Annotated in this window: 23 protein-coding genes and 1 tRNA gene; 13 read left to right on the top strand and 11 right to left on the bottom strand. The window is 41.3% G+C overall.

Annotated elements, in window-relative coordinates; translation table 11 throughout:
* Positions 1-96: 96 nt before the first annotated feature.
* The 5 genes from F3059_RS02495 to F3059_RS02475 all read right to left on the bottom strand — a co-directional run bounded on the left by F3059_RS02495 (position 97) and on the right by F3059_RS02475 (position 5,127).
* Positions 97-1,299 (bottom strand): MFS transporter, encoded by a 1,203-nt coding sequence (locus F3059_RS02495; RefSeq protein ID WP_151166364.1) that lies wholly within the window; start codon positions 1,297-1,299, stop codon positions 97-99.
* Positions 1,300-1,355: 56 nt separating this feature from the next.
* A complete protein-coding gene (locus F3059_RS02490; RefSeq protein ID WP_151166363.1) occupies positions 1,356-2,678 on the bottom strand; it encodes a DUF2254 domain-containing protein in 1,323 nt (440 codons plus the stop codon).
* 96 nt (positions 2,679-2,774) lie between these two features.
* Complete coding sequence (locus tag F3059_RS02485) at positions 2,775-3,617, bottom strand: T9SS-dependent choice-of-anchor J family protein (protein WP_151166362.1); 843 nt, start codon at positions 3,615-3,617, stop codon at positions 2,775-2,777.
* 137 nt (positions 3,618-3,754) lie between these two features.
* The gene (locus F3059_RS02480; RefSeq protein WP_151166571.1) at positions 3,755-4,642 is read right to left on the bottom strand and encodes a 3-hydroxybutyryl-CoA dehydrogenase; all 888 of its coding nucleotides are present in this window, start codon (positions 4,640-4,642) and stop codon (positions 3,755-3,757) included.
* A gap of 62 nt (positions 4,643-4,704) precedes the next feature.
* Positions 4,705-5,127: a hypothetical protein gene (locus F3059_RS02475; protein ID WP_151166361.1), complete on the bottom strand. Its 423-nt coding sequence runs from the start codon at positions 5,125-5,127 to the stop codon at positions 4,705-4,707.
* Positions 5,128-5,245: 118 nt separating this feature from the next.
* Between F3059_RS02475 and recN the strand changes: the two genes are divergently transcribed.
* Positions 5,246-6,898, top strand: coding sequence for a DNA repair protein RecN (gene recN, locus F3059_RS02470; protein WP_170265000.1), 1,653 nt, complete (start codon positions 5,246-5,248; stop codon positions 6,896-6,898).
* On the opposite strand, the gene dinB is transcribed toward recN, so the two are convergent.
* Positions 6,899-7,981 carry a DNA polymerase IV gene (gene dinB / locus F3059_RS02465; RefSeq protein ID WP_151166359.1) on the bottom strand — a complete coding sequence of 361 codons (1,083 nt, stop codon included), beginning with the start codon at positions 7,979-7,981 and terminating at the stop codon, positions 6,899-6,901.
* Between the two features lie 234 nt (positions 7,982-8,215).
* On the opposite strand from dinB, the gene F3059_RS02460 reads away from it, so the two are divergent.
* Positions 8,216-9,016, top strand: coding sequence for a zinc metalloprotease (locus F3059_RS02460; protein WP_151166358.1), 801 nt, complete (start codon positions 8,216-8,218; stop codon positions 9,014-9,016).
* On the opposite strand, the gene F3059_RS02455 is transcribed toward F3059_RS02460, so the two are convergent.
* Both F3059_RS02455 and F3059_RS02450 read right to left on the bottom strand, forming a co-directional pair.
* Positions 9,010-9,780 carry a TIGR02757 family protein gene (locus F3059_RS02455; protein WP_151166357.1) on the bottom strand — a complete coding sequence of 257 codons (771 nt, stop codon included), beginning with the start codon at positions 9,778-9,780 and terminating at the stop codon, positions 9,010-9,012. The genes F3059_RS02460 and F3059_RS02455 overlap by 7 nt on opposite strands.
* The gene (locus F3059_RS02450) at positions 9,777-10,433 is read right to left on the bottom strand and encodes an ABC transporter ATP-binding protein (RefSeq protein ID WP_151166356.1); all 657 of its coding nucleotides are present in this window, start codon (positions 10,431-10,433) and stop codon (positions 9,777-9,779) included. Before F3059_RS02450 ends, F3059_RS02455 begins: the two co-directional genes overlap by 4 nt.
* A 125-nt stretch (positions 10,434-10,558) precedes the next feature.
* Here F3059_RS02450 and sucC point away from each other — a divergent pair, with 125 nt between their 5' ends.
* Together sucC and F3059_RS02440 are read left to right on the top strand one after the other, a co-directional pair.
* On the top strand, positions 10,559-11,767 hold the full coding sequence (gene sucC / locus F3059_RS02445; protein ID WP_151166355.1) for an ADP-forming succinate--CoA ligase subunit beta: 1,209 nt from the start codon (positions 10,559-10,561) through the stop codon (positions 11,765-11,767).
* Positions 11,768-11,861: 94 nt separating this feature from the next.
* A complete protein-coding gene (locus F3059_RS02440) occupies positions 11,862-12,443 on the top strand; it encodes a DUF6134 family protein (protein WP_151166354.1) in 582 nt (193 codons plus the stop codon).
* Here the strand turns inward: F3059_RS02440 and F3059_RS02435 are convergent.
* Positions 12,440-13,630: a PDZ domain-containing protein gene (locus tag F3059_RS02435; protein WP_151166353.1), complete on the bottom strand. Its 1,191-nt coding sequence runs from the start codon at positions 13,628-13,630 to the stop codon at positions 12,440-12,442. The two genes, F3059_RS02440 and F3059_RS02435, sit on opposite strands and share 4 nt — an antisense overlap.
* The gene (locus F3059_RS02430) at positions 13,627-14,040 is read right to left on the bottom strand and encodes a VOC family protein (protein ID WP_151166352.1); all 414 of its coding nucleotides are present in this window, start codon (positions 14,038-14,040) and stop codon (positions 13,627-13,629) included. Before F3059_RS02430 ends, F3059_RS02435 begins: the two co-directional genes overlap by 4 nt.
* A gap of 129 nt (positions 14,041-14,169) precedes the next feature.
* On the opposite strand from F3059_RS02430, the gene F3059_RS02425 reads away from it, so the two are divergent.
* Positions 14,170-17,700, top strand: a complete 3,531-nt coding sequence (locus F3059_RS02425; protein WP_151166351.1) for a T9SS type B sorting domain-containing protein — start codon at positions 14,170-14,172, stop codon at positions 17,698-17,700.
* 46 nt (positions 17,701-17,746) lie between these two features.
* Here F3059_RS02425 and F3059_RS02420 read toward each other — a convergent pair.
* A tRNA-Leu gene (locus F3059_RS02420) sits at positions 17,747-17,832 on the bottom strand.
* Positions 17,833-17,993: 161 nt separating this feature from the next.
* Here F3059_RS02420 and F3059_RS02415 point away from each other — a divergent pair.
* The 8 genes from F3059_RS02415 to F3059_RS02380 all read left to right on the top strand — a co-directional run bounded on the left by F3059_RS02415 (position 17,994) and on the right by F3059_RS02380 (position 25,172).
* Positions 17,994-18,671 carry a Crp/Fnr family transcriptional regulator gene (locus tag F3059_RS02415; RefSeq protein ID WP_170264998.1) on the top strand — a complete coding sequence of 226 codons (678 nt, stop codon included), beginning with the start codon at positions 17,994-17,996 and terminating at the stop codon, positions 18,669-18,671.
* Complete coding sequence (locus F3059_RS02410) at positions 18,671-18,889, top strand: hypothetical protein (protein WP_151166350.1); 219 nt, start codon at positions 18,671-18,673, stop codon at positions 18,887-18,889. The genes F3059_RS02415 and F3059_RS02410 overlap by 1 nt, the downstream gene beginning before the upstream one ends.
* Positions 18,890-18,898: 9 nt before the next feature.
* Positions 18,899-19,486: an acyl carrier protein phosphodiesterase gene (locus F3059_RS02405; RefSeq protein WP_151166349.1), complete on the top strand. Its 588-nt coding sequence runs from the start codon at positions 18,899-18,901 to the stop codon at positions 19,484-19,486.
* Positions 19,479-20,147 (top strand): tRNA (5-methylaminomethyl-2-thiouridine)(34)-methyltransferase MnmD, encoded by a 669-nt coding sequence (gene mnmD / locus F3059_RS02400; RefSeq protein WP_151166348.1) that lies wholly within the window; start codon positions 19,479-19,481, stop codon positions 20,145-20,147. Before F3059_RS02405 ends, mnmD begins: the two co-directional genes overlap by 8 nt.
* On the top strand, positions 20,144-20,578 hold the full coding sequence (locus F3059_RS02395) for an NUDIX hydrolase (RefSeq protein WP_151166347.1): 435 nt from the start codon (positions 20,144-20,146) through the stop codon (positions 20,576-20,578). Before mnmD ends, F3059_RS02395 begins: the two co-directional genes overlap by 4 nt.
* An 87-nt stretch (positions 20,579-20,665) precedes the next feature.
* A complete protein-coding gene (locus tag F3059_RS02390; protein ID WP_151166346.1) occupies positions 20,666-22,597 on the top strand; it encodes a tetratricopeptide repeat-containing sensor histidine kinase in 1,932 nt (643 codons plus the stop codon).
* A 1-nt stretch (position 22,598) separates the two neighbouring features.
* Positions 22,599-23,354 (top strand): LytR/AlgR family response regulator transcription factor, encoded by a 756-nt coding sequence (locus F3059_RS02385; protein WP_151166345.1) that lies wholly within the window; start codon positions 22,599-22,601, stop codon positions 23,352-23,354.
* A 132-nt stretch (positions 23,355-23,486) separates the two neighbouring features.
* Positions 23,487-25,172: a porin family protein gene (locus F3059_RS02380; protein WP_151166344.1), complete on the top strand. Its 1,686-nt coding sequence runs from the start codon at positions 23,487-23,489 to the stop codon at positions 25,170-25,172.
* The last annotated feature ends 2 nt before the right edge of the window (positions 25,173-25,174 follow it).

Below are 25,174 nucleotides of genomic sequence, written 5' to 3'. Positions count from 1 at the left end.
TCTAAAGTTTCGAACTTTAGAAAAGTTTTATTTCGACAGAACGAAGTGAGAGCATATCTCTATACATCACTGTTGAGCGAAGCGAAAGCGTATAATTTACTTCCCCTCCATTCTAAACTGGATGACCATTGCAGAGATTAGCGTGAGTACGCCAATGATCAAGATTGCATATTCTGATCCCAGGTAATCAGCGATGAATCCAGTTAGAATTGCACCAATAGCGTAGCCCATATCTCGCCACAGCCTGAAAACGCCTATGCTTTTGGGTCTGTCAGTGGGATGAGTGAAATCGGCAATGGCAGCCATGAAGTTGGGGTAAACGAGTGCTGTTCCTGCACCCAGAATGATTGAGTAGATGATGAATTCTGCGTAGAGATCTGAACAAAACAAACCAAACAGCGCGCCAGCCTGAAGCAACATCCCGAGGAACAGAATGCGCTTTTTGTGAAACATATCTCCTAATCTCCCTGTAACGAGCTGACCAAAACCCCAAACTCCGGGATAAATAGCTGTGATAATTCCGATCTCGGCTAATGTGAAGTTCCTGGCTGATAGCAGAATTGGAAAAAGTCCCCACATCATACCATCGTTGAGGTTGTTGACAACTCCGGCTTGTGTGATGGAACTCAGGTTTTTGTTGAAAAGTGTGGTGTCAGCAAACGTGTTTCTGAGTCTGGGGAAATTGCTTTTAGCCGTTTCTTTTGCTACATGGTGTTTCGTGTCTTTTATGAGAAAAGCGCTACCAAAGAGACCCAACGCGATCAACCCAATCCCGATGTAAAAAGGGTAGGGTCTAATTCCGTAATTAGAGGCGATGAATCCTGTGAGCATTGCTACAAGTGCCACTGCTACGTAACCGGCAGATTCGTTAAGTCCCATCGCCAATCCGCGATTCTTTTCTCCTACGAGGTCGATTTTCATCACAACTGTACTGCTCCATGCGAGTCCCTGGTTGATGCCTAAAAAGATATTTGCAGCGATAATCCAGTTCCAGTTATCGGCAAACATGAGAATAAACGGAACCGGAATAGCGAAAATCCAGCCTAAAGTGAGCAGTTTTTTGCGTCCTGTTTTGTTGGCCAGCGCCCCAGCGTAGTAGTTGGAAACTGCCTTGACAACTCCAAATACAGCAATAAAAGAAAGGATAGCCGTTTTTGCTGCAATACCAAATTCAGCTTCAGCAATTTTTGGCAAAATACTGCGCTCCAGTCCAACCATTCCGCCCACAAAGGCATTGATGATCACAAGGAGCGTAAATTGCTTCCAATTCTCTTTTAATCCCAGCTTTACATTTTCCATTAGCGTAAATTGGCTGCGAAAGTAGACATCAATTCACGATTGATTAGTGATGTAGGTTACTGGTCAGATCCCTCACCAAAAATCTGTTGACTCCGCTTTTTGACATCAATGAAATCATTGTGTTCGTCAAATGAGTCAGATGCCATGTTCAAAACCATTTGAGCGTGAATTTTGACTGCTCTTTTGTAATGAGGTCTGTAGGTAAACTCATGGATTGTTATGAGCGCTTCTAATAATCTGATTACAACAGACGGACTACCGCTAGCAAATTGTCTTATTTGATTGAAAGCTGCATCGAGCATTCCTTCGTAAGTGAGAGCATCGGCAATGACGCGGAGATCTCCATCTTCATTGTAACGATATTTTGACGGGAATTTCACGGTGGTCAAATAACACATGGTAGAAGTGAGGTTGTCGATACAGGAAATGGCTGTGTAAGGATCGTTGACACCGGGAGAAAGGGCTCTGACCGCAATTTCTACCATTTGGTGGATCGAGTGTTCAGCGTCCTGGTATTTATTTCGGGTTTCACTGATAATGATTTGGTTGGTGAAATAGAGCACTTGTTCATCTGATAAATCAGTGTTGGTGTAGATCGTAGCAACTTCAACACTGAAAACAACATAGTCGCCCGGCCGGTAATGCAATTCGATGATTCCGTCCATTTCATTTACCTTTTGTAAAAGTGAATCGTTGTTGATGTATTGTAAATAGCCGCTTTTTGGCGCTTTCACCTGCATTCTATTTGAATAGGATTCTTTGATCTCCTGTTCTTTTGGTTCGTGATCTTCACCGTGTTCTTCCCCAATTTTTTCGGGAAACAGGACATTGAGATTTTTATTGAGTGATTCTGAAATGTCAGAAATAACCATATCGGCCTGGATTGTGGTGGCGATGTGATGAATGAAAACGATGAGCAGGATGATATTAGAAAGTGCAGCTAGCAGGGAAAGTAGAATTGAAATGGACGGGAGAAAGTCCATTTCGCCATTTTCTTTGATTGTATTGAGAATTATTAGGCAGTAGATGTAAGTCGCCACGTAAGAACCCAGCACAACCTGGTTGAGTCGGTCGTACATGAAGTTTTTGATGAGTCGCGGTCCAAATTGTGACGAAGCAAGCGTCAGGGCAACGAGTGTAATTGAAAATACTGTACCTGCAACTCCGATCATCGCACCGGAAATGGTAGTGAGAATGCTTCGGGCAGAGTCAGCGCTGTCGATAAACAGGTAACGGCTTAACCCGCGATGTGAAATCTCTACAAGTCCATCGATATAAATCGATAAAATGGCTATTCCTATGGTTCCGACTATGATGAGAGAAGGAACAAACCAAAAGGTAGAAGTGAGTTGATTCCAGAAAAAATTGAGTTTTTTCATAGATCAGCTAAGATAGGGAAAGCCGGTCAGATGAAACTAAAAAAGCTGCTTCAGAGAGCAGCTTTTTCTTGTAAAGACTTAATTAAAACCTATTAATCACTTCAAAACAATTTTTCTAGTTGATAAGCCTTTGTTTCGTCTAATACTGATGATGTAAATTCCTTTTGGTTCATCAGAAAGATCAATTTCTGTAACGGTATCATTATTTACGTTTGAAGAATAATGAACAGCTTTACCTGTATAGTCGTTTACCGAGATGGATGTTACATCATTTGTGTGGTTTATCCTGAATTTTCCATTAGAAGGATTAGGGTAAATTGATACGTCATCTTCATTTAGATTTTCATTTACGCCAAGACTAACTCCGCTTATAGATATATTATCGAAGAAAACCGTTAACCATTTTGTGCTACAATCAGTATTTCTGTACCTCACAGCGAAATAGGATAATCCGCTTTTGGGAGGTAGTATAATATCAGTTTTTATCCTGTAAACATTATCATTTTGATATTCATTGTCTCTGAAATCAAATAAAAGAGTTTTACTTGCTAATGTTGGATCCTGAGAACCGTTTAATAAATATATCGCGATCGTATCACCAGTGTCAGGCACTGAAAAGCCTGAAAAACTGTACCTGATAGAATCTAGCTTTCCACCGTTACTAATTGAAAAACCTGGAGAAACATACCAGTTATCTGTTAGGTCTATCCCGGTAGAAGGAGAATAATCGTGACTGATGCAATTTGGGTCTGAGTAAGCATTAAAGCCACCATCTCCCCAATGACTGAACTGGGTTGCAGCAGTTTTGTATTCAGTCCATCCGTCTTTTTGCTCCTGAGTATCAAACCCAGAATAATAAGGAAGGGTTACCTGTGCTTTTGATTGAAAATTGAACAGTAGAACAATCAATATAATTAGGTGTAAACGAACAGTTTTCATACTTATATAAATAAAGTTTAAAACTCAAAGACGTACTTTTTTGATTAAAGTTTTCTTGATGGATGAAACTAACTACCGTACAATAAAAAAAGCCGCTACAGAGCGGCTTTTCCAGTTTTCAAAAATGTCATTTAAGACTACTTAAACGAGTCAGAAACTACGAGTTCTTTTGTCCCGTGGCTCCAGTCGTAAAAACCTTCACCTGATTTCACACCAAGTTTGCCGGCAGTCACCATGTTCACGAGAAGCGGACAAGGTGCGTATTTTGGATTGCCAAAGCCTTCGTACATCACGTTGAGTATACTGAGGCAAACATCGAGACCGATAAAATCTGCGAGTTGGAGCGGACCCATAGGATGCGCCATTCCGAGCTTCATCACAGTATCGATTTCTTCAACACCAGCAACGCCTTCGTGAAGTGAGATAATCGCTTCATTGATCATCGGCATCAGGATGCGGTTTGCAACAAAACCGGGATAATCGTTTACTTCAGTTGGCGTTTTGCCGAGGTTTTTCGAAAGATCCATGATGAGGTTTGTCACCTCGTCTGATGTAGCATAACCGCGAATCACTTCAACCAGTTTCATAATCGGAACCGGATTCATGAAGTGCATACCGATTACTTTATCAGGACGGTTCGTTTGAGCCGCAATTTTTGTGATCGAGATTGATGAAGTATTCGATGCCAGGATTACATTGTCATCTGTTACTTCACTCAACTCTTTAAAGATTTTGAATTTCAGTTCAGTATTTTCAGTAGCAGCTTCCACAACTAAATCAACACCTTTTGCACCTTCAGCCGTATTGGTGAAAGTCGTGATATTCCCGAGAGTAGCCTCTTTATCACTTTCGCTGATCTTTTCCTTTTTGATCATGCGATCGAGGTTTTTGGTGATAGTCGCGATTCCTTTATCGAGTGAATCCTGCGAAATATCGATCAGTGAAACCGCATAACCGGTTTGTGCAAAAACGTGTGCGATGCCGTTTCCCATTGTGCCGGCACCAATAACTGCAACTTTCTTAATATCTGCCATATTCTGTTTTTATTTCGAGTTTATCAGATTTCAAAATTATACAAGCAAAGCAACTAATTGTTGTTGAATCGCTCTTTTGGTTTCTCTTTTTTTCCCATTATTTGAATGTAGTAATTCACCGCGTCACTTCCCACTTTCTTGCGCTCTACATTGAGGTACGCTTCGTATTTTTTCGTCTTGAACCAACTCCACTTTACAATGTAAAAATTGAATTGTTCGCGCGGATGAATATTGGGCTCACTTTTCATGAAGTTTGCTAAAAACAACGTGTCACCTCGCTTGACTTTTATCTCCTTTTCTTTGAAAGGCTCTCCGCTCTGTTCTTTGTTGTGGACGAAAACTTTTACGCTTCTTCCGGCATTGTTGTAAATGTAGTACTGGTGTTGGTATTCATCAACTTCCTGTGCGTTTACGTTCAGAACCGAAAAAATACCACACAGCAAAGCGATTGTCATGATAGCAAAATTGTTGTTCATAGCGGTTGTTATTTTATTCACTTGCGAATTTCAAAGGTAAGTGAAACGGCAATGAGGAAAAAATTCCTGTAGATGAGCTTTGAGCTTTTGTTTCGGGAATATTCCTAATTTCGCGATCGTGCTGTCACATCTCAAAATATCGAACTACGCCATCATTGAGGAACTCGATGTTTCCTTTGAAAACGGCTTTGTCGTGCTAACCGGTGAAACGGGAGCAGGGAAGTCCATAATTTTGGGAGCTCTCGGACTGGTACTCGGTGAGCGGGCAGATCTTTCGGTTCTGAATGTGAAAGAACAAAAAGCGATTATTGAAGCAGAGTTCGACATCAAAAACTACGGACTAAAACCGTTTTTTGAGTTGCACAATCTCGATTTTGAACCGCTGACTATCGTGCGGAGAGAAATCACGCCTTCAGGAAAGAGTCGTGCTTTTGTGAACGATACGCCAGTTAAGCTCAATGTGGTAAAAGAACTCAGTTCCAGGTTAATCGATGTACATGCTCAACATCAAACGCTATCCATTCAACAATCAGATTTCCAACTAGACCTCGTAGATCGTTTTGCCGGCATCTCCGATAAGGTTCGTGATTATGAGTCGGTTTACAACGGCTGGAAACAGGATCTGACCAAATTGAATGAATTGCAGGAACTGGAAAAAGAAGCGCGAGCCCAGGAAGATTACTTCCAGTTTCAGTTTGATGAACTCGAAAAAGTTGACTTGTCCTCAGAGCAACACGAACAAGATGAAAGCGATTTACAGCTATTGGAAAATGCTGAGGAAATCAAACGTGCTTTTTACGAAAGCAGTGCCGGATTGAGTGAGGGAGAAGGAAATGCGCTGGAAAGATTGAGAGAGGTGAAGCAGTTGTTGGGTGAAATCAAAGAGTTTGGTGACAAACCTGCTGAGCTTTTTGAAAGGCTGAACAGTAGCTTAATTGAACTGGAAGATGTTGCACAGGAATTAGCCAATGAATCTGAAAATGTGGATCTTGATCCTGAGCGACTAGAAGTCATTCGCGAACGAATGGATGAGGTGAACAGGTTGATGCACAAGCACAATGTTCAATCGGTTAGCGAGTTGGATGAATTGAAAAGTGATTTGTCTGAGAAGCTCGAAAAAATGGGATCGCTGAGTGATGAAATTGAGGAATTGACCAATAAAATTCAGCAGAACGAAAATGAATTGTGGGAAAGTGCTAAACAGATTTCAAAATCGCGTAAAGATGCTCTGAAACCTTTAGCGCAAAAGGTTGAGGAGTTGTTGAGAAAACTCGGCATGGAAAAAGCTGAGTTTGAAATTGATTGTCAAATTCAGGATTCACTCGGACAAAAAGGGATTGATGAACTCTCGTTTCTTTTCTCAGCTAATGCCGGAATGCCAAAACGTGAGATTAGCAAAGCGGCCAGTGGTGGTGAGCTTTCCAGGTTGATGTTGGCATTGAAGTATATTTTGAGTCAGCACAAAAACCTCCCAACGATTATTTTTGATGAAATCGATACGGGAGTTTCAGGGAAGATAGCCGGTATGCTCGGTAAAATGTTGCGCGACTTAGCCGGGAATATGCAGGTTTTTGCGATCACGCATTTGCCTCAGGTAGCCGGACAGGGAAACCAGCATTATCGGGTTTTTAAATACGAAGAGGGCGGACTCACAAAATCACAGCTCAAACTTCTCGATGAAAATGATCGTGTCGATGAGATCGCTTCAATGCTGAGTGGTGAAGAGAGGGGAGAGGCTGCTGTTCAAAATGCCAGGGAGCTTTTGAAATAATTAAAACTTCAGCGTTAATTGCACGCCACTTCCCCGCGATTTTTTCTCCAAATTACTCAATGTAACACCTATCAATCTTATCGATTGTTCGAGAGGTTGTTCGTTCAGCAGACTTCTGGCAACTGATAGGATATCAACTTCCTCACTGATGAAATGATTATCTGATCTACTTCTCGTTTGAATGGTGAAATCTGAATATTTTAACTTGAGCGTAACCGTTTTCCCCTTTGCTTTCAAGTCTGCCGTTCTGCTGGCAACTTTTTGCGTCACATTTTTGAGTTGGTAGTCGATATCATTTAAGTCGTACAAATCTTTTTCAAAAGTGCGCTCAGCGCCAATCGACTTGCGAATTCGGTTCGGTTTTACCTCGCTCTTTTGGATTCCTCTAACAATATTGAAGTAGTGCAACCCACTTTTTCCAAACTGCTTGACCAACCATTGAAGAGATTTCGCTTTTAGGTCAGATCCCGAATGAATTCCCATCCGCTTCATGCGTTCAGCTGTTTTAGCTCCCACACCGTAGAATTCATCGATCGAGAGCTTTTCCATGAAGTCAAGTGCTTCGTTTGGCGGAATTAGTTTTTGTCCGTTTGGCTTGTTGATATCTGACGCTACTTTAGCCAAAAACTTGTTGATGCTGATTCCGGCCGATGCATTTAGACCAGTCTCATTTTTAATCCGCTCTCTAATTTCACTGGCTATTAAAGTAGCCGAAGGTATTTCGCGTTTATTGGTGGTAACATCGAGATAGGCTTCATCGAGTGAAAGCGGTTCAACGAGATCAGTGTAGTCGTAAAAGATAGCGCGTATTTGCTGAGATATTTCTTTGTAGCGCTCAAATCGCGGTTTAACGAAAATGAGATGACGACAACGCTGGTAAGCCTGGGATGAAGGCATGGCACTTTTTACACCGAATTCACGAGCTTCGTAACTGGCAGCAGCAACAACTCCGCGTTCTCTGCTTCCTCCAACAGCGATTGGTTTGCCCCGCAACTCAGGGTTGTCGAGTTGCTCCACCGATGCGTAAAAAGCATCCATGTCAATATGAATGATTTTGCGAATGTATCGCTCATCAATTTCCATTTTGCAAAGATAGTGATGACTGTTGTTGAATTGATTATTTATTTAAAACCTGAGTTCGATTCACAGTTTAGGATTCAAACCACATATAAATACTGCGTTTCTTTTGCTCAATTTAGCCCGCTAAATTTTCACAAAAGAGCCTTGTCTAATGGCTTCTTTGAATATTTGAATCTATAGATAATAATCGAACTCAGGTTTAATCTGTTCTGTTAGCTATTTTCATAATTTAGCGTCATGGAATGGAGAAAGATTAAATTCATAGCGATTACAGCTCTTGTCATAGCTGTATCGAGCTGTCAAACAGATGATGATGCCGGAACCACAGTTCAACCGAGTCCTAACGCTCCCGACTCAGACAGGTACATCAAGTTCTTAAATGGATTTTACAACGATGCCCAGGCTTTTCACCTGGAAGTCGCATATCAGAGCGATGCACAACCATTTTCTCAACCTGATGACTGGAATTTAACTGCTGAAAATATGCAGGCTGTATTTGATGAGCGTCCCATCACTCCGGCTCTGAACATTCCCGATACTGTGAGGGAAGTCGCTTCCGGATCTGACCGAAATTTCACACCAGCTGAGATTGTAGATTTGGCTGATCAACACAGGAAACGCTTATCAACAAAAGTTGAGCCCAGCGTTTTTGTGATTTTTCTTGACGGCTATCTCGAGCAGGATGGTGAAGTAGTGGATAAAGTTGTGGGAGTAAATATTTCAAATACGTCAGTTGTAGCGGTTTTCAGACCCGTAATAGACAGTGTTGGAACAACCGATTTACAAAAGCGAAATATAGAACAGGCAACACTCGTTCACGAAATTGGTCACGCTATAGGACTTGTGAATAAAGGAGTTCCGCTCACAGCCGACCACCTCGATCCAGAGCACGAGAAGCATTGTATCAACGAAGATTGTGTGATGTATTTTGAGAATGAGGTATCGGGAAACATGGCTGATTTCATCACAGGGAATCTCACGCCACAGGACAGAATTTTATTCAAAGAGGATTGCCTCACTGATATTCGCGGTTATTGAGAATTGAGCTTTTCGTGAGCGCCAATTCCAAATAGCGCAAAGTCGTATTTTACAGGATCGGTCAGATCCAGCTTTTGCAGGCTTTGCGTGATTTCCTCAACCGCTTTCCAATCGTTTTGTTTGCGTTTTAAGAGCTTGAACTTTCTGCCCTGTGTGGCTGTGTGAACATCGAGCGGAAGCATAAGGTCTTTTGGTGAAAGGTTTTTCCAAATACCAAAATCAACTCCTTTCTTTGGTGAGCGAACCATCCAGCGCAAGAACATGTTGATCCGCTTTGCCGATGATCCTTTCATCGGGTCTGAAACGTGCTTTTGAGTTCTTTTAAGGTGTTCAGGTTCAAAGAATTTCCGTTTAAAATCGCTGATGCGCTCTTTGGCTGTTGGAATTTTTGGATTACCGAGTGTTCCTTCGAGTCCGCCATGGTTTTCGTATAGTTTTTTCAATCCTTCAATAAAAAAGAGCAGATCAGATCCGTTGAATGTGCGGTGGACAAAATTTTCAAGCGGTTGGAGGTCTGCTCCGGATGCATTCATCACAAAGTCGTGCGGACTCTCATCCATCCACTTCATGAGCTTGTTGGCATTGTTGATAATCGTTTTTCGCTGACCCCAGGCAATCGTTGCTGAAAGGAAGCCGGCTATCTCGATGTCTTCTTTTTTGGTAAAACGGTGCGGAATTGAAATCGGATCTGACTCGATAAACCAGTTTTGTTCGTAGAAATCTGCTTTTTCGTCAAGGAATTCTTTCAGCTCAGCTCGTGTCATTGACCGATGATTAGCCCGTCTTTCATTTCGAGTTTGCGATCAGCCATATCAGCTAGCTCTTCGTTGTGAGTGACAATCACAAACGTTTGATTGAGCTCATCGCGCAAGTCAAAGAACAACTGGTGAAGTGATTTAGCGGATGAAGTATCCAAATTTCCCGATGGTTCATCAGCCATCAATACACCCGGTTCATTGATGAGTGCACGAGCCACCGCTACACGTTGTTGTTCGCCACCTGAGAGTTCTGACGGTTTGTGTTCCATTCTTTCTTTCAGACCCAAAAATTCGAGATAGTGTTCCGCTTTTTCAACGACTTCCTTCTTTGGTCTTTTACCGATGTAACCGGGGATACAAACATTTTCAATCGCGGTGAACTCGGGGAGGAGGTGGTGAAACTGAAATACAAAGCCGATGTTCTTGTTGCGGAATGAGGCCAATTCTTTTTGACTGAATTTGGATACATCCATTTCATTGATCTTGAGCGAACCGCTATCCATGAAATCGAGCGTTCCTAAAATTTGGAGAAGCGTTGTTTTTCCAGCACCCGAAGCGCCTACAATTGAAACGATTTCTCCCTTTTTTATATGTAGGTCAATTCCCTTTAGAACCTCTAATTCTCCGTACTTTTTATGAATGTTTTTGGCCTGTATCACTGCAATTTTTTTGAGACTTGCGAAGATAGGTAATTAGATACTTCTCGAAATCTTTTTCCCTTTACTTGAATGTGTTACTTTTGAGTCGCTCAAAAAATACTCGTAATAAAGCAACGCGTAATATCATGAACTTACACGAATATCAAGGAAAATCGTTATTAGAAAGTTTTGGAGTAAAGATCCAAAAAGGCTACACAGCCTCAACACCCGAAGAAGCAACTGAAGCTGCTAAAAAGCTACAGTCTGAAACCGGAACTGAGTGGTTTGTCATCAAAGCTCAAATCCATGCCGGTGGTCGCGGAAAAGGAACAGTTACTGAAACTGGCTCGAGAGGTGTTGTACTCGCAAAGAGTTTGGATGAAGTGCCAGAAAAGGCAAAAGCAATTTTGGGCGGTCACCTCGTTACAGCTCAAACTTCAAAAGAAGGTAAGAAAGTCAACAAAATATACATTGCACAGGATGTTTATTATCCTGGTGACAACGAACCTGAAGAATACTACATGTCTGTTTTGATGAATCGTCAAACAGGTCGTAACATGATTATGTATTCTCCTGAAGGTGGTGTTGACATTGAAACTGTTGCTGAAAAGACTCCTGAGAAAATCTTTACTGAAGAAATCGACCCAAAGGTTGGTATCCAGGCATTTCAGGCTCGTAAAGTAGCATTTAACTTAGGTCTTTCTGGACAGGCTTTTAAAGAAATGACAAAATTCGTTGTTTCTCTCTACAAAGCTTACGAAGGAATCGATGCCAGCATGTTTGAGATCAACCCTGTGTTGAAAACATCTGATGATCAAATCATGGCAGTTGACTCTAAAGTAACTGTTGATAACAACGCTCTTTTCCGTCACAAAGACATCGCAGAAATGCGCGATAAAACAGAAGAAGATCCAACAGAAGTTGAAGCTGGTGAAGTAGGGCTCAACTACGTTAAGCTTGACGGAAACGTTGGCTGTATGGTAAACGGTGCCGGACTTGCAATGGCAACGATGGACATTATCAAATTATCTGGCGGTAACCCGGCAAACTTCCTCGATGTAGGTGGTACGGCTGATGCTAAACGCGTTGAACAAGCTTTCAGAATTATCCTCAAAGACGGAAGCGTGAAAGCTATTCTCGTTAACATCTTTGGTGGAATCGTTCGTTGTGATCGCGTGGCACAAGGTGTTGTGGATGCATACAAAAACATCGGAGATATCGATATTCCAATTATCGTTCGCCTCCAGGGTACAAATGCTGAGGAAGCGAAAAAACTCATCGATGATTCAGGACTAGCTGTTCACTCAGCGATTACGCTACAGGAAGCGGCAGACAATGTAAAAGCTGTAGTATAATTTGATCTCTGATCTCGAGTTTTAATAAAATAAAAAGCCCTCATCTTGCTTTTTGCAGGTTGAGGGCTTATTTTTTAACCAAAAACTGTACGCTATGAAATGGGCTCTGACCATTACTTTTTTCTTATTCCTCAACCTTTCTCAAGCACAGAATAAAATCGACTTCTCCATTGTTGTGGGCGGTAAAGACGTGGGTGATTTTTATGTAACAAAATCTGTTTCCGGTGACACAACAGTCTATTCAGGAGTTTCCAAAACGCAGGTTAGCCTTGCTAAAATGTTTGCAATCGATTATACAGTGAACGTGATTCATATTGGCGGAGAACTGTGGCGGTCTACGATGCGCAATATTGTCAACAATGATACTCGTGATGCCATTGAGGTGAAGAGAGATCGCGATGTTTTCAAAGTTTTTGAGGAAGGTGAGTTGGAGCGTACGATCAACATTAAACCAGATATAACTTCGTTGGAAATGTATTATTCAGAACCGAAGGGTGTTAGCAGGACATTATCTGAAGTTCAGGGACTTGTCAAAAATGTAACCCAGGTAAAAGAAAATGTTTACAAAGTAGAAGGGGAGAGCAGCTACGAGAGTTATTTTCATTACAAAAACGGAGCGTTACAAAAAGTAGTTGTCCACTACAGCCTGGCTAAATTTGAAATCCGCAGGGATTAAGGCGAAATGTATTGAGTATTTTCAAGTGTTACATCGATCAGCTCTGTTCCGCGTTTGATTCCCAACATGACTGATCTTCCGTTTTCTAAAGTTCTTTGCAGGTTTTCATAATTACTGCAATTGTGATCCAATTCAATCGTATTGAGCGTTACAATTTCATCACCAATTTTGATACCTGCCTCATCAGCAGGAGAATTCTTGATGAGTGTTGTCACGATAAACTTTTCGTCCTCTGATCGAGTTGAGATTCCAACACCCTTTAGCGTTGTCAATTGGTTGAGCGGTTTGCCCTCAATCCAAATTCGCTCTCGCTTTGGAGCGTAGGTAAATACTCCATCACCAATCCAGTAAGTCCCGATCATCGGCCTGTTTCCGGTTCCGAACGTAGTTATAGCCTGCGCTTCATTTTTCACAAACCACTGCCGGAATTCAATATCCATGAGACTGATAACGGATGTGTCGTGGTATTCCTCACCAAATAAATTTTGATATGCCGAACCTACCCGGTAGACTGAATCTTTCAACATCTCAAAATAGTCCATCATTCCAAGGCTTTCTTTATTGAGCTTGACGCTGCCGTTAAACCCGGTGTCAAACATGAACAATCCTTTCGGTTTTTTGACTTTTACGTAGGGCGTTCCCTGACTGTCGCTGAGTTTGATTTTCAATTTACGTGCACCCTTTCTGTGCTCCAGGTTGTTTAGTTTATCGGTCAGAACCAGCTTGTTCGATTCCTCTCCGGGGACGAATTGCCAGTTGCAGGCATTGATGACGTTAGCTCCCAAAATACCGTCAATTCCCAAACAGTCAAAGATGAAAGAACTGTCATCCCAAACGACACTCCAGTTATTAGCGAAAGTCGTGTTGCCCACCTTGAGTGTATCGAGCGGTTTGATTATTCCCATTTTTTTGGACTCGTTGTTCCCATCAGTCACTTCTATAGTATCATTGGCTCTGAGTCCTACAGATTTTGCCGTTGAGGATTTCAATACAGTGATAGCACCCGTATCAAACAGGAATTTAAACTGTTTCCCATTGATTGTGACATAGACAAAAAACAGCTCGTGCTCACGTTCATAAACTGTGGTATCACTGAAGTTGCTTTCTACTACATCAGCCTGACTGATACCTTTTGACCACGAGAGTAGCGGACTGATTAAAAAGAAGAGGAGCAGGAGTCTTTTCATTTTGTCGTTTGTCCTTTGTAGAGGTTTGTGAAAGGTTCGTCAATCGGTTCCCAAAGTTCAATTTTATTTCCTTCAGGATCCATAATGTGCATGAACTTTCCGTACTCAAACGACTCGATGTCACTCACGATTTTGACATCTGACTTTTCGAGTTCCTTTTTCAATGCTTCCAGATCGTGGACACGGTAATTGATCATGAATTCTTTTTCAGATGGCTTGAAATGGTCAGATCCCTCACTCATCGTACTCCATTGCAAATAAGCCGGCTCGTCAGCATCAGCCTTTCTGAATTCGAAAAGTGAGCCGTATTCATTTGTTACAAGTCCCAGTTGATCGCGGTACCAGTCGCGCATTTTATCCGGTTCTTTGCACTTGAAGAAAATTCCGCCAATTCCGGTTACCTTTTTCATGATTGAAATAGTATAAATGATTTTTTATTAAAGGATGTAAAGGTAAAAAATGATTTATTCTCTCACTATATACAGCGTATGTTGACAACATTTTGATATTCAGCATTCTTTCGCTTACCTTTGAGTGATATGCCCCTGAGGAGCCAATATATCATTTCATTTCTTCTCCTGCTGTTTTTTTGGGTTTCTGAGGAAACCGTAAGAGCCCAATCTCCACAACATGGTGGTCAGGCTAATAATTGGTCTATAGCAGATGGAATGTATTCTAATCATGAATGGCTCGATTTCAATGGCTTAACAGCCAATCCGTTTCAGCTATCAAATAGCAACCATTTTAATGCCTCATTAAACCATAATAACTCTGTATCGGATAAGGACGGTGATTTGATGTTTTATGTTTATACCTCGTATATCTACGACTCCACTCATCAAATTATGCAAAACGGAACTCTTGTAGATACATCTACATCTCAAATTAATTATGATAGTTATGTTTTAGAAAATATTATTATACCCAAGCCTTGTTCTCCCAACAGTTATTATTTGGTTGAGTTGCTCGATACCGGTATTATTCATCCTCCTTATAACAACAGCAGTTACCACATAGGTTTGTATTACACTGAGATTGATATGATGCTCAATAATAATAAAGGAGCTATAGTTCCGGGGAGTAAAAGGGTGTTAATACAGGATAGTTTAAATAGTACATTTACTTTAACTGCTACAAAACATGCCAACAACAGGGATTACTGGCTGATGTCTGGAGTGCGAGACACCAATATCTACCAGGCGTGGCATATTATGGATTCCGGGATTGTCACAACCCCTGTCACCTCTTCTTTAGGGCTTAATTGGGAGGATGGTAACGATATGAAATTTTCACCAACCGGTGCTAAATTAGCGACAGCCAAAGTTTATAACCCTGATAGCGATAATAACCTGAATTCTTCGACATTTGAATTACTCGATTTTAACAATGCAACAGGGCAATTGACTAACGCGTTAAAACTCGATTTTGACAGTAGTTTTATCCCCCTACGCTCTTACCCCTTGAATCCTCAACCTCATTATGACACTCTATTCGATTGTCCAGCGAGATATGTTGAATTTTCATCGAATGGTCAGATCTTGTACGGAAGTACCCGGCATTCAATTGTTCAATATGATTTGAGTTCGCAGAACAATACCATCATTCCTTCTTCCTGGAATGTTTTGTACAAACCTTATAATGTACTCGCAAGCTTGAATAATGCTCCATGGTCGCATTTAAATGATATTGAAAGAGGGCCTAATGGTAAAGTCTATCAAATTGAAAATCACACCTATTTTTCTTCTTCTATTAGCGGCTGGCAAACTATCAACGCTGTTAGTAATCCCAATATTTTCGGTAACGGGGCAAACTACAATGATTCTCTTTTGGTTTACACTAATGGTATAAGTCTCGCACTCCCCAACTTCATAGCCGACATGCTCCAGAGCAGGGCCATCACTTTAAGCGATACCTGTAGCAACATGTCCATTTCCTTTAGTTTGGAAGATACACTGCACATAGACAGTGCCCACTGGTATTTTGATACCAACTCTACTTACGTGAGTTCATCAACTTTCCCCGTTCAACACACTTATTCCCAACCGGGCGATTATCCCGTAAAAGTGCGGTATTACAGCGGTTGCACCATCGACAGCACGCTCGACACCATGCACATCATGCCACCGGCTGAGGCAAACCTCGGTCCGGACAGGACACTCTGCGAAAACGACACTCTCCAAAACGCTTTAGTCTATCCCGGCCTCTCTTACCAGTGGAATACAGGGGATACTATTTCCTATCTCTACAATCCGCCAGCTGATACTTATACCATTGAAGTTTCCAGCCCCAACTGCGGTACAGACTTCGACACCGTAGTGATCGACTCTATATTGCCTTTTGAAGTCAACTTACCCGCTGATACACTCCTTTGCCAGAGCGATAGCTTTTTGCTCGATGCAACAGTTGGCCCGGGAAACTACCAGTGGAGTACAGGAGATACCACAGCCTCAATTTACATCACCCAATCGGATACCTACACCATCACTTTCACCAATTCTTGCGGGAGCAACAGCGACACCATTTTTGTGGACGGAGTGGAAGAGCCACAAGTAGATTTAGGAAGCGATACATCACTCTGCAACGGACAGGTGCTCTACCTCGATGCAACAGATACCTTAAGCTCTTACCAGTGGCACGATGGCAACACTTCACCGTTTGACACCACCACAACCGAAGGCCTCTATGCTGTTACCGTGACCAATATTTGTGGATCTGACAGTGACAGTCTCAACTTCAATATCGATACAGTCCTAACGAATTTCAACCTCGGAGAAGATACGATCCTTTGCAAAGACGACACCCTTGAGCTCAACGCCCCAGGCGATGCTCAAAACTATTACTGGAGTAATGGTCAGATCACGCCTTCCATTACCGTCACCCAGCAAGACACATACTCCGTAGAAGTGCAAAACACCTGCGGCAATTACTTCGACACAATAGCCGTGCTCTACGATGAGTCGCCCATCACGAATTTAGGTCCGGATAGCACCTATTGCTACACCAACCTCCAATTGCTCGATGCCAGTTGGAGCAGAGCCAGCTACCACTGGCAAGACGGCTCGAATGGCCCCACTCACTTAGCTGATTCCTCAGGAAAATATTGGGTAGAAGTCACCAACCTGTGCGGTTACGATGACGACACCGTTAAAATATTCTACGACCTGCCACTCGATATTTCACTCAGACCCGACACCACACTCTGTGAAGGAGAGAGCATTCAGCTTTCCGTTTCACACCATCATGCCAACTTTGAGTGGAACACCGGCAGCACCGATAGCAGCATTACAGGTTATCCCGGCAACACCTATTTCGTTACCGCAACAAATGCCTGCGGGACAAAGACAGACACAGTGAATCTTCTCGAAAAACAAGCTCCAACACTTGAACTTCCCCAAACAGATACATTGTGCAAGGACGAGCCAATTGACATCAAAATAAGTTCTTCAGATAACATCCAATGGTTTGATGGAGAAAGCGACAAAGAGAGAACACTCTTTGCCCCGGGCGAATACCCATTGACAGCCACCAACGAATGCGGACAAATAACCGATACCATCATTCTTTATGCAGAAGAAGATCCCAGTCCGCAACTTGAAGCTGATACTGTAATCTGCGAAGGAGAAGAAGTACAGATAAACATCAAACCAACATTCACCAACCACACCTTTGACTGGAACACTGGGCAGGAGTCGCCAACGATTACCGCGAAAGAATCCGGTCTTTACCGTGTCACGGTTACCAGTCCGAGAGGTTGTGAAGGAAGCGATGAAATCGAAATTGCAGACTGCCCCATCAATATTTTCATTCCGAACGCCTTCACACCAAACGGAGACGGACTAAACGACAAGTTTGAAGTACAGGGCATCGGCATCACCGATTATCATATTTTGATCTTTGACCGCTGGGGTAATCTCGTCTTTGAGAGCAACGACATCAACCATTCCTGGAACGGCTTTCAAAACAACAGCGGAGAAAAAGTCAACCAGGGAACCTACAACTACAAGCTCCAATACCGCTCAGCAGACTACCAGCTAAAAGAGCGTTTTGGGAAAATTGAGGTGATTTATTAGATGAAGTGTTAAAACGAAAAAAGCCGATCAAATTGATCGGCTTTTGTGCCCAGAACTGGAGTCGAACCAGCACGACCTAATTCGGTCACATGGCCCTCAACCATGCGCGTCTACCAATTCCGCCACCTGGGCAAGGTGTTTCCCTTGTTGAAAGGGAGTGCAAATCTAAAATTTTTTGATCAATTAGAAAGTTCAATGTCACTTTTACGACAATTTTATTCAGGTCTTAAATTTTCTTTTGTGATGTTGTAAGCTGAAACTTTAGCTTGTACTTTTGGTAAAAACACATTTTAATGGCTCAAACACAGAGCAAGCTTTGGCATTTAGAACGCATCAACTTGTTTAAGGATCTCACCGAAGAAGACTTATCAAAGATTGAAAAGGTTGCCAGAATGCGCACGATGGAAAAGGGGAAGTACATTTACTTTCCCAATGACCCCAGCACAGTTGTTTTTTTACTGAAAGAGGGCAATGTGAAAATCGGGTCGTATTCTGATGACGGTAAGGAGGTGATCAAAACAATTTTAGAACCGGGAGAAATATTTGGTGAACTCTCAATTGCCGGACAAGACAAACGAACAGATTTTGCAAAAGCAATGAACAACGCGCGAATGTGCGCAGTTTCAAAAGAGGAGATGTTACAGATATTGAATGATATTCCATCTCTGAGTTTGAGAGTTACGAATTTGATCGGTTTGAGACTGCAGCGAATTGAGAGAAGGTTTGAATCGCTCGTTTTTAAGGATGCCAGAAAAAGGATTACCGATTTCATTAAAATGAGTGCTCTTGAAAAAGGAAAAAAGGTAGGCTATGAATATGTTTTTAAACACAAATTGACGCATAAGGATATTGCTAATTTAACTGCTACTTCTCGTCAAACTGTGACGATAGTTTTGAATGAGTTGAGAGATAAAAAAGTGATCAGCTTTGACAGGAACAGAATTCTAATTCACGAAATTGATCAGTTGTAATGGAGTATAATTTATTCATAGGAAAAGACTGTCACGATTGCCAAAAAGTAGTTGAATTCATCGTGAAAAATGAACTTAAAGTCGATATCATCAACCTTGATGAAGATGATGCAACAGAACCTCCTGTTCAAATATTTGTTAGACCTGCTCTGTTTGTCAAAGGTGGTCTAAAAGCTTATGGGACAGACATTATAGCGTATTTAAAACAAAATAATTAGATTAATCTAATGAATTTTTTAGCACACTTACTTCTCTCCGGGAAAGATGAAAAACTAACTGTAGGAAATTACCTGGGAGATTTTGTGCGATCTGTTCAGTTGAGAGAGCTGAGTCCGCAAATTGTGAAGGGAGTTGAGCTGCATCATGCTATAGATTCTTACACTGATGCGCATCAACAGTTTCAGCAAAGTGTGGAAAGATTGAGACCATCGTACAGAAAGTACGCTCCGGTTCTGACCGATATTTTTTACGATTACTTTTTAGCCAAAAACTGGAGTGAATTCTCTGATCAACCATTGCAGGAATTCGCACTGGAAATGTATGAGCTTCTCAATAAGAACAAGGCTGTTTTTCCACCAAAAGCAATTCGGTTTTTACAGTTTTTGGAAAGTTACAATGTGTTGTACAATTACGGCAATAAAGAGGGAATTCAGCGTGTTTTAAATGGAATGTCGAGAAGGGCGAGTTTTGATTCAAGAATGGATGAAGCAGTGGTAGAGTTGAAAAAATTTGAAAGTGATTTCAACACAGAGTTCATGGCGTTTTTCCCTGATTTACTTCAATTTTGTGAAAAGTGGATAATGGATCATGAATGAAATTGTAGAGACAAAAGACGGCTCTCATTCACTCAAATCGGAGCAATTCAACCAAACCTATCATTCAGTTCATGGCGCTTTAGCTGAGAGCGAGCATGTTTTCATCGAAGCAGGATTGAAACCGGCAGCCGGTGAAAATGACAATCTCACCATTTTTGAAATGGGTTTCGGCACCGGGTTAAATGCTTTTTTGACAGCTGTTTATGGATATGAATATGACCTCAATATTCGTTATGAAACGGTTGAGCAATATCCAGTTGATCTAGATCAAATCAAGGATCTGAACTATGCTGAACTGATCAATAACGGGAAGAATTCTGAGCTCTTTCAATCACTTCATACAGCGAAATGGGATACAGAAACGGGGATCAATGAGAATTTTACACTGGTGAAAAGGAACTGCAACCTAAAGGATTATCGGTCAGAGCCGGGGAGTGTTGACGTCATCTATTTTGATGCATTTTCACCGAATGCTCAGCCGGAGCTTTGGACGGTTGATGTTTTTAGACAGATGTTTGAAATGATCAAAAAGGGTGGAGCTTTAGTTACTTACTGTTGTAAAGGCGTTGTTCGCAGAGCCATGTTAAAAGCTGGTTTTACAGTCGATAAACTTGAAGGTCCGCCCGGTAAACGAGAAATGATTAGAGCGACAAAGCCATGAAACAATACACGATAAGAGTTTATGCTATCATTGAACACGAGGGAAAAGTACTGCTCAGTGACGAATGCATTGGCGATAAATATTTCACTAAATTTCCAGGTGGCGGACACGAATGGGGCGAGTCCTTTCCCGATACAATTTCGCGTGAATTAAAAGAAGAAGCCGAAATTGAAGTAGAGAAAGTCGAACACTTTTACACGACAGATTTTTTCGTAAAATCGGCATTTGATGCTCAAAAACAAGTTGTGAGTATTTACTACAAAACAAAAGTTCAAGATCCTCATTCCATTCCGTCATCAAGCAAGAAATTCGACTTTGACCACAATCTTCAAAAGGCAGAGCAGTTCAGATGGGTGAGCATTAAAGACTTAAGTCAGGAATCGGTTACGTTTCCCATTGATAAACGAGTTGTGAAGCTATTTTCTCCATAAAATGGCTCTAAGTTACAGCGTTCATTTTTCCCAAAATCTTATACATTTGAGGAGCACTTAAACAATTTACTCTCTAACATTGAGCAAATGAAGCTTTCGAACTTTATTCTTTTTATTGGAATATGTATAATTCCTCATTTCGGTTTTGGTCAGACCCCAGTTTGGAAAGATTCTCTACAAAAGTTCAAGCGGATGCCTCCGCAAAAAGGAGTGGTTAAACTCGAAAGTGCACTCGATCAAAAGTCGTTAAAAAATGACACTTTGAGGTTTAAATACCTATCAGCTCTTTTCTTCCGGTACAACCGTCTAAAACCGGATACGAATATGTCGATAGCTCATGATATGTTAGAGCTAGCTCAAAATATAGGCGATACTTCATTAATATCCCGTAGTTTAATATCAAAAGGTTGGATTTACAGGGATAGAGGTAACTGGGATTCTACTCTCTATTACACTCAAAAAGCTGAAGAAAAAGCAAGTCAGGTTCATGATACCGGTATGTTGATCATTGTAGCAAATACAATGGCAGCAATATATTACGACTTGAATGTTGACAGTTTAAAAAAGCAATATCTAATTAAAGGTGAAGAGTTATCGAGATCACCAAAATACATTAGTCAACGAAACTCGATCATGACTAATCTTGGTTACACTTACATTGATGTAGGCGAATATGATAAAGCCATAGACTGTTTACTTGAAGCAGATTCGATTCAAAGAATTACAACTCCATCTGCATATCATGTATTCTATTTAAACTTCAATCACCTGTTTGATGCATACCAAAAAAAGGGTGATTATGAAAAAGCTATTCAGTATGCAGATTCTGCAATAAAGTACTCAGCTTTAGCAGGTGGTAATGCGAGAGAGGTTATATCGAGAGCTCGCAAAAATGTATTAAAAGCAAAACTTGGTCAGCCCATTGATGCAGAGAAAATCTATGCAGAACTCAAAAAGGTAAATCCCAGCAGACTACCAAAAGATGAGCGTACTGCATTTTACAAAAGCACGATGTTTCTATCCAATAGAACGGGCAATTACAAAGATGCTTATGAGACTTCCAGAAAGTTAATTTCCTACAAGGACTCTGTAAACTCAGCTGATCTCCGCAACAAAATTTCCTCTATGCGAGAGCTGTACGAAGCAGATAAACGCGAAGCTGAGATTGATCAACTCGAAAAGGAAAATCAAATTGCAGAGTTAGAAACTGAAAAAACAAAAAACCAGTTAACAGCTTTAGCAATAGGCTTAATATTAGTCATTGGAGCGGGAGGTTCTCTTTTTTATTACAACAGAAAACTGAACAGAGCGAAAAAAGAATTGTCAGAACTCAACGACACAAAGGACCAGTTTTTCGCAATTGTTTCGCACGATTTGCGCAATGCCACAACTGCTTTTCAGGGTTTGGGGAAAATCATCAAAAAATATGTTGATCAGGGAAAGTCTGACAGACTCGAATCTCTTGGAGGGAAAATAGACACTGAAGCAAACCACCTCAACAATTTACTCGACAACCTTCTCAAGTGGTCGATGACACAGCTAAAAGCGGTTCCGACCAACCCTGAAAAACTCGAACTCAAAGAACGGACTAAACACATTATTGAACTCTTCCAGAACCAGGCAGCTGCAAAAGATGTTAACCTCAATGATGAGTTGCCTGGCAGCATTAAAGCAATGGCAGATCCCAACGCTTATGATCTCGTGATGAGAAACCTTATCAACAATGCAATCAAATTTTCTGAGTCTGGAGGAGAAATTAAAATATCGGGCAGGGAAGAAGGAAATTTCGTCAAACTCGAAGTGAAGGACAATGGAAAAGGAATTTCGAGAGAAAAACTGGATAAGCTATTTGATATCGATTCCAAGAAAACGACCAAAGGAACAAGTGGCGAGAAAGGAAGTGGATTGGGATTAGTTCTCTGTAAGGAATATTTGGAGTTGAATGGTGGTAAAATAAAACTCGTGAGCGAACCAGGAAAAGGAACAACAGCTACTGTTGAGCTCAAAAAAGCCGCATAACATGCAAAACGTACGCTTGCTAATAGTTGAAGATGATTTACTCCAGAGCGAGAAAATTGAAAATATGGCTGAGGATCTCGGTTACGAGGTCGTTCAGGTAATCAATAACGCCAGCGAAGCAATCAACGTCATCAACGCAGTACAGCCTGATGTTTTGGTTATGGACATCAACCTCGATGATGAGCTCGATGGAATTGAAATTGTCAAAAAGGCAAAACCCGAAACAGATTTCGCACTTATTTACGTAACATCACTTGCTGATTACCAAACTCTTGAGCGTTCACAGGCAACTGATCCAGATTCGTATTTGATTAAACCAGTGTCAGAACCGCAGTTCAAGTCTGCAGTGGAATTGGCCGTATCAAAACGTGGTCAGAACCTAAAGCTGATGAGTGAGAATGGATCTGACCAAAAACACAATTTTGGCGGAGTGTTGAACGAAACCATCTTTGTGAAAGTTGGCGACTCACTCAAAAAAATTCCATTTTCAGATATCCTTTATTTTCAGGCTTCTAAAGATAAATATTGCGATATAGCAACAGTTGAGAAATCGATAACTGCGCGTATTACTCTGAGTGAACTCAGCGAATTATTACCCGAGAAAAACTTCATGCGCATTCACCGTTCAACAGTTATCAATCTTGAACATTTGGAGTATGTCAATAAAGATCACGCCATACTCGGTGAAAATATCAAGGTTCCTGTCGGTCGAACCTACAAGCGAGATTTGTATTCGAGAATGAGAATTGTTGGATAAAAGGGTATTCATTCAGGTATTATTTCATGTCGTTTAGGGATTGATTCTGTTCGTTTACCGGCTTCTTAAAAGATGTTAAGGTCATGTCGCTAATTTGGACTCGAATTAGCACTCAAACAAGTCTGTGGCGGCATGAAAGAATTTGTCATTTCGGTACTGCTATGGAGTTTAGCCTTACTGGGATTCTCACAGGATTTTTCAAATCTGAGTGAGAAGAAACCACTTCAGTTAGGAGGAAATGTAACGGCTACATCTTCATTTTACCATGTTGAAGGCATGGAAAATCGCAGGGATCCTCTTTTTTGGCAAATAAATGCCAATCTTGATGTGAAGATCTTTGGAAACTCTGTTCCTTTTTCATTCACCTATTCAAATCAGGAAAGTTCATTCTCACAGCCTTACAATCAATTTGGTTTCAGTCCCAAGTATAAATGGATAACAGCTCATGTAGGTTATCGATCCATGAATTTTTCCACTTACACATTGAGTGGTAATCGCTTTTTTGGTGGAGGAGTTGAGGCAGCACCACCAGAATTACCAATTGAAGTAAAAGCGATGTACGGTCGGCTCAATAAAGGTATAGATCCGGCCGATTTACCACCCGGAGTTGCAGTAGCCGACATGGATCCAACTAGCGGGCCAGCCTATGATAGATGGGGTGGTGGAGCTAAGGTTAAATACACGAAAAAATTCGGAAGTTTGGAGTTTATCGCTTTTAAGGCAAGTGACCGTCCCGGCTCCATTGATGTTCCCGATAGTATTCAGAACCTGCAACCGGCAGAGAACCTCGTGTTGGGTTTAAATGCTGATATAAAAATTGACGATAAAACAACAGCTAAAATAGAATATGCTCGCAGCTACTACACGCGCAACATCTCACTTCCCGATCAGGCGATTCAATCGTTCACCTTTGCCGATAACCTGGGGCCATTATTAAAGGCCAACACATCAACATCAATCAATAATGCCATAACAGCTCAGGCGTCACGAAACTTTGGAAAGTTCGAGTTAAATGCAAAGTACAAGAGAGTTGATCCCAATTACCAAACGATGGGGTCGCCATTCTTAAACAACGATCTTCAAAATATTACCGGAGGTGTAGCATTTTCACTATTCAAGAACAAAGTTACGTTCGCTGCTGATGCGGGTGTCCAAAAAGACAACATCGATGACCTCAAAGAAGAAGAGACTCAGCGAATTATCGTGAATGGAAATATCTATATAAGGGCTACTAAAATGTTGAACTTTACATTATCAGGATCTAATTTCACTACTAACTCTTACCAAACAGGGGTTGTAGCAAATGATACGCTGCAATTTTTTCAAATTACACGAAACCTCACACTCTCCACTTTTTACACTATTAGCTCAGATGATATTCCTCAATCGATTTTCCTCACTATATCCAGACAGGAAACAAGTGATGCTGAAGATAACGCATCTGAAATATCGAATTTTAACCTGGGTTACACAATTGCATTGTCATCAATAGGAATGACGGGCAATCTATCGATCAACTATTTCCGCAATGACATCAACCCAATTTTGACAAACGGGATCGGACCAACATTACAGTTGAGCAAATCAGTTTTTAAGGAAAAAGGAAATGTTTCACTCGCATACTCTAATGCACAAACAATTGTAGATGGCGAGCGGAATAGTGATGTACACACAATAAGTCCCAGTTTTAATGTGAAGCTTTTTAAAAAGAGCACTCTGGGATTACAGGCAAGTGTTGTGAATCAACAACCTGTTGGTGCACAGGCAACCGGCTTTACAGAGTTAAGAGGGAATGTTTCATACAGCTATAATTTTTAATG

The sequence above is a fragment of the Salibacter halophilus genome, assembly GCF_008806325.1.
GTDB lineage: Bacteria > Bacteroidota > Bacteroidia > Flavobacteriales_G > Salibacteraceae > Salibacter > Salibacter halophilus.
This window is presented reverse-complemented; position numbering and strand designations above follow the sequence as displayed.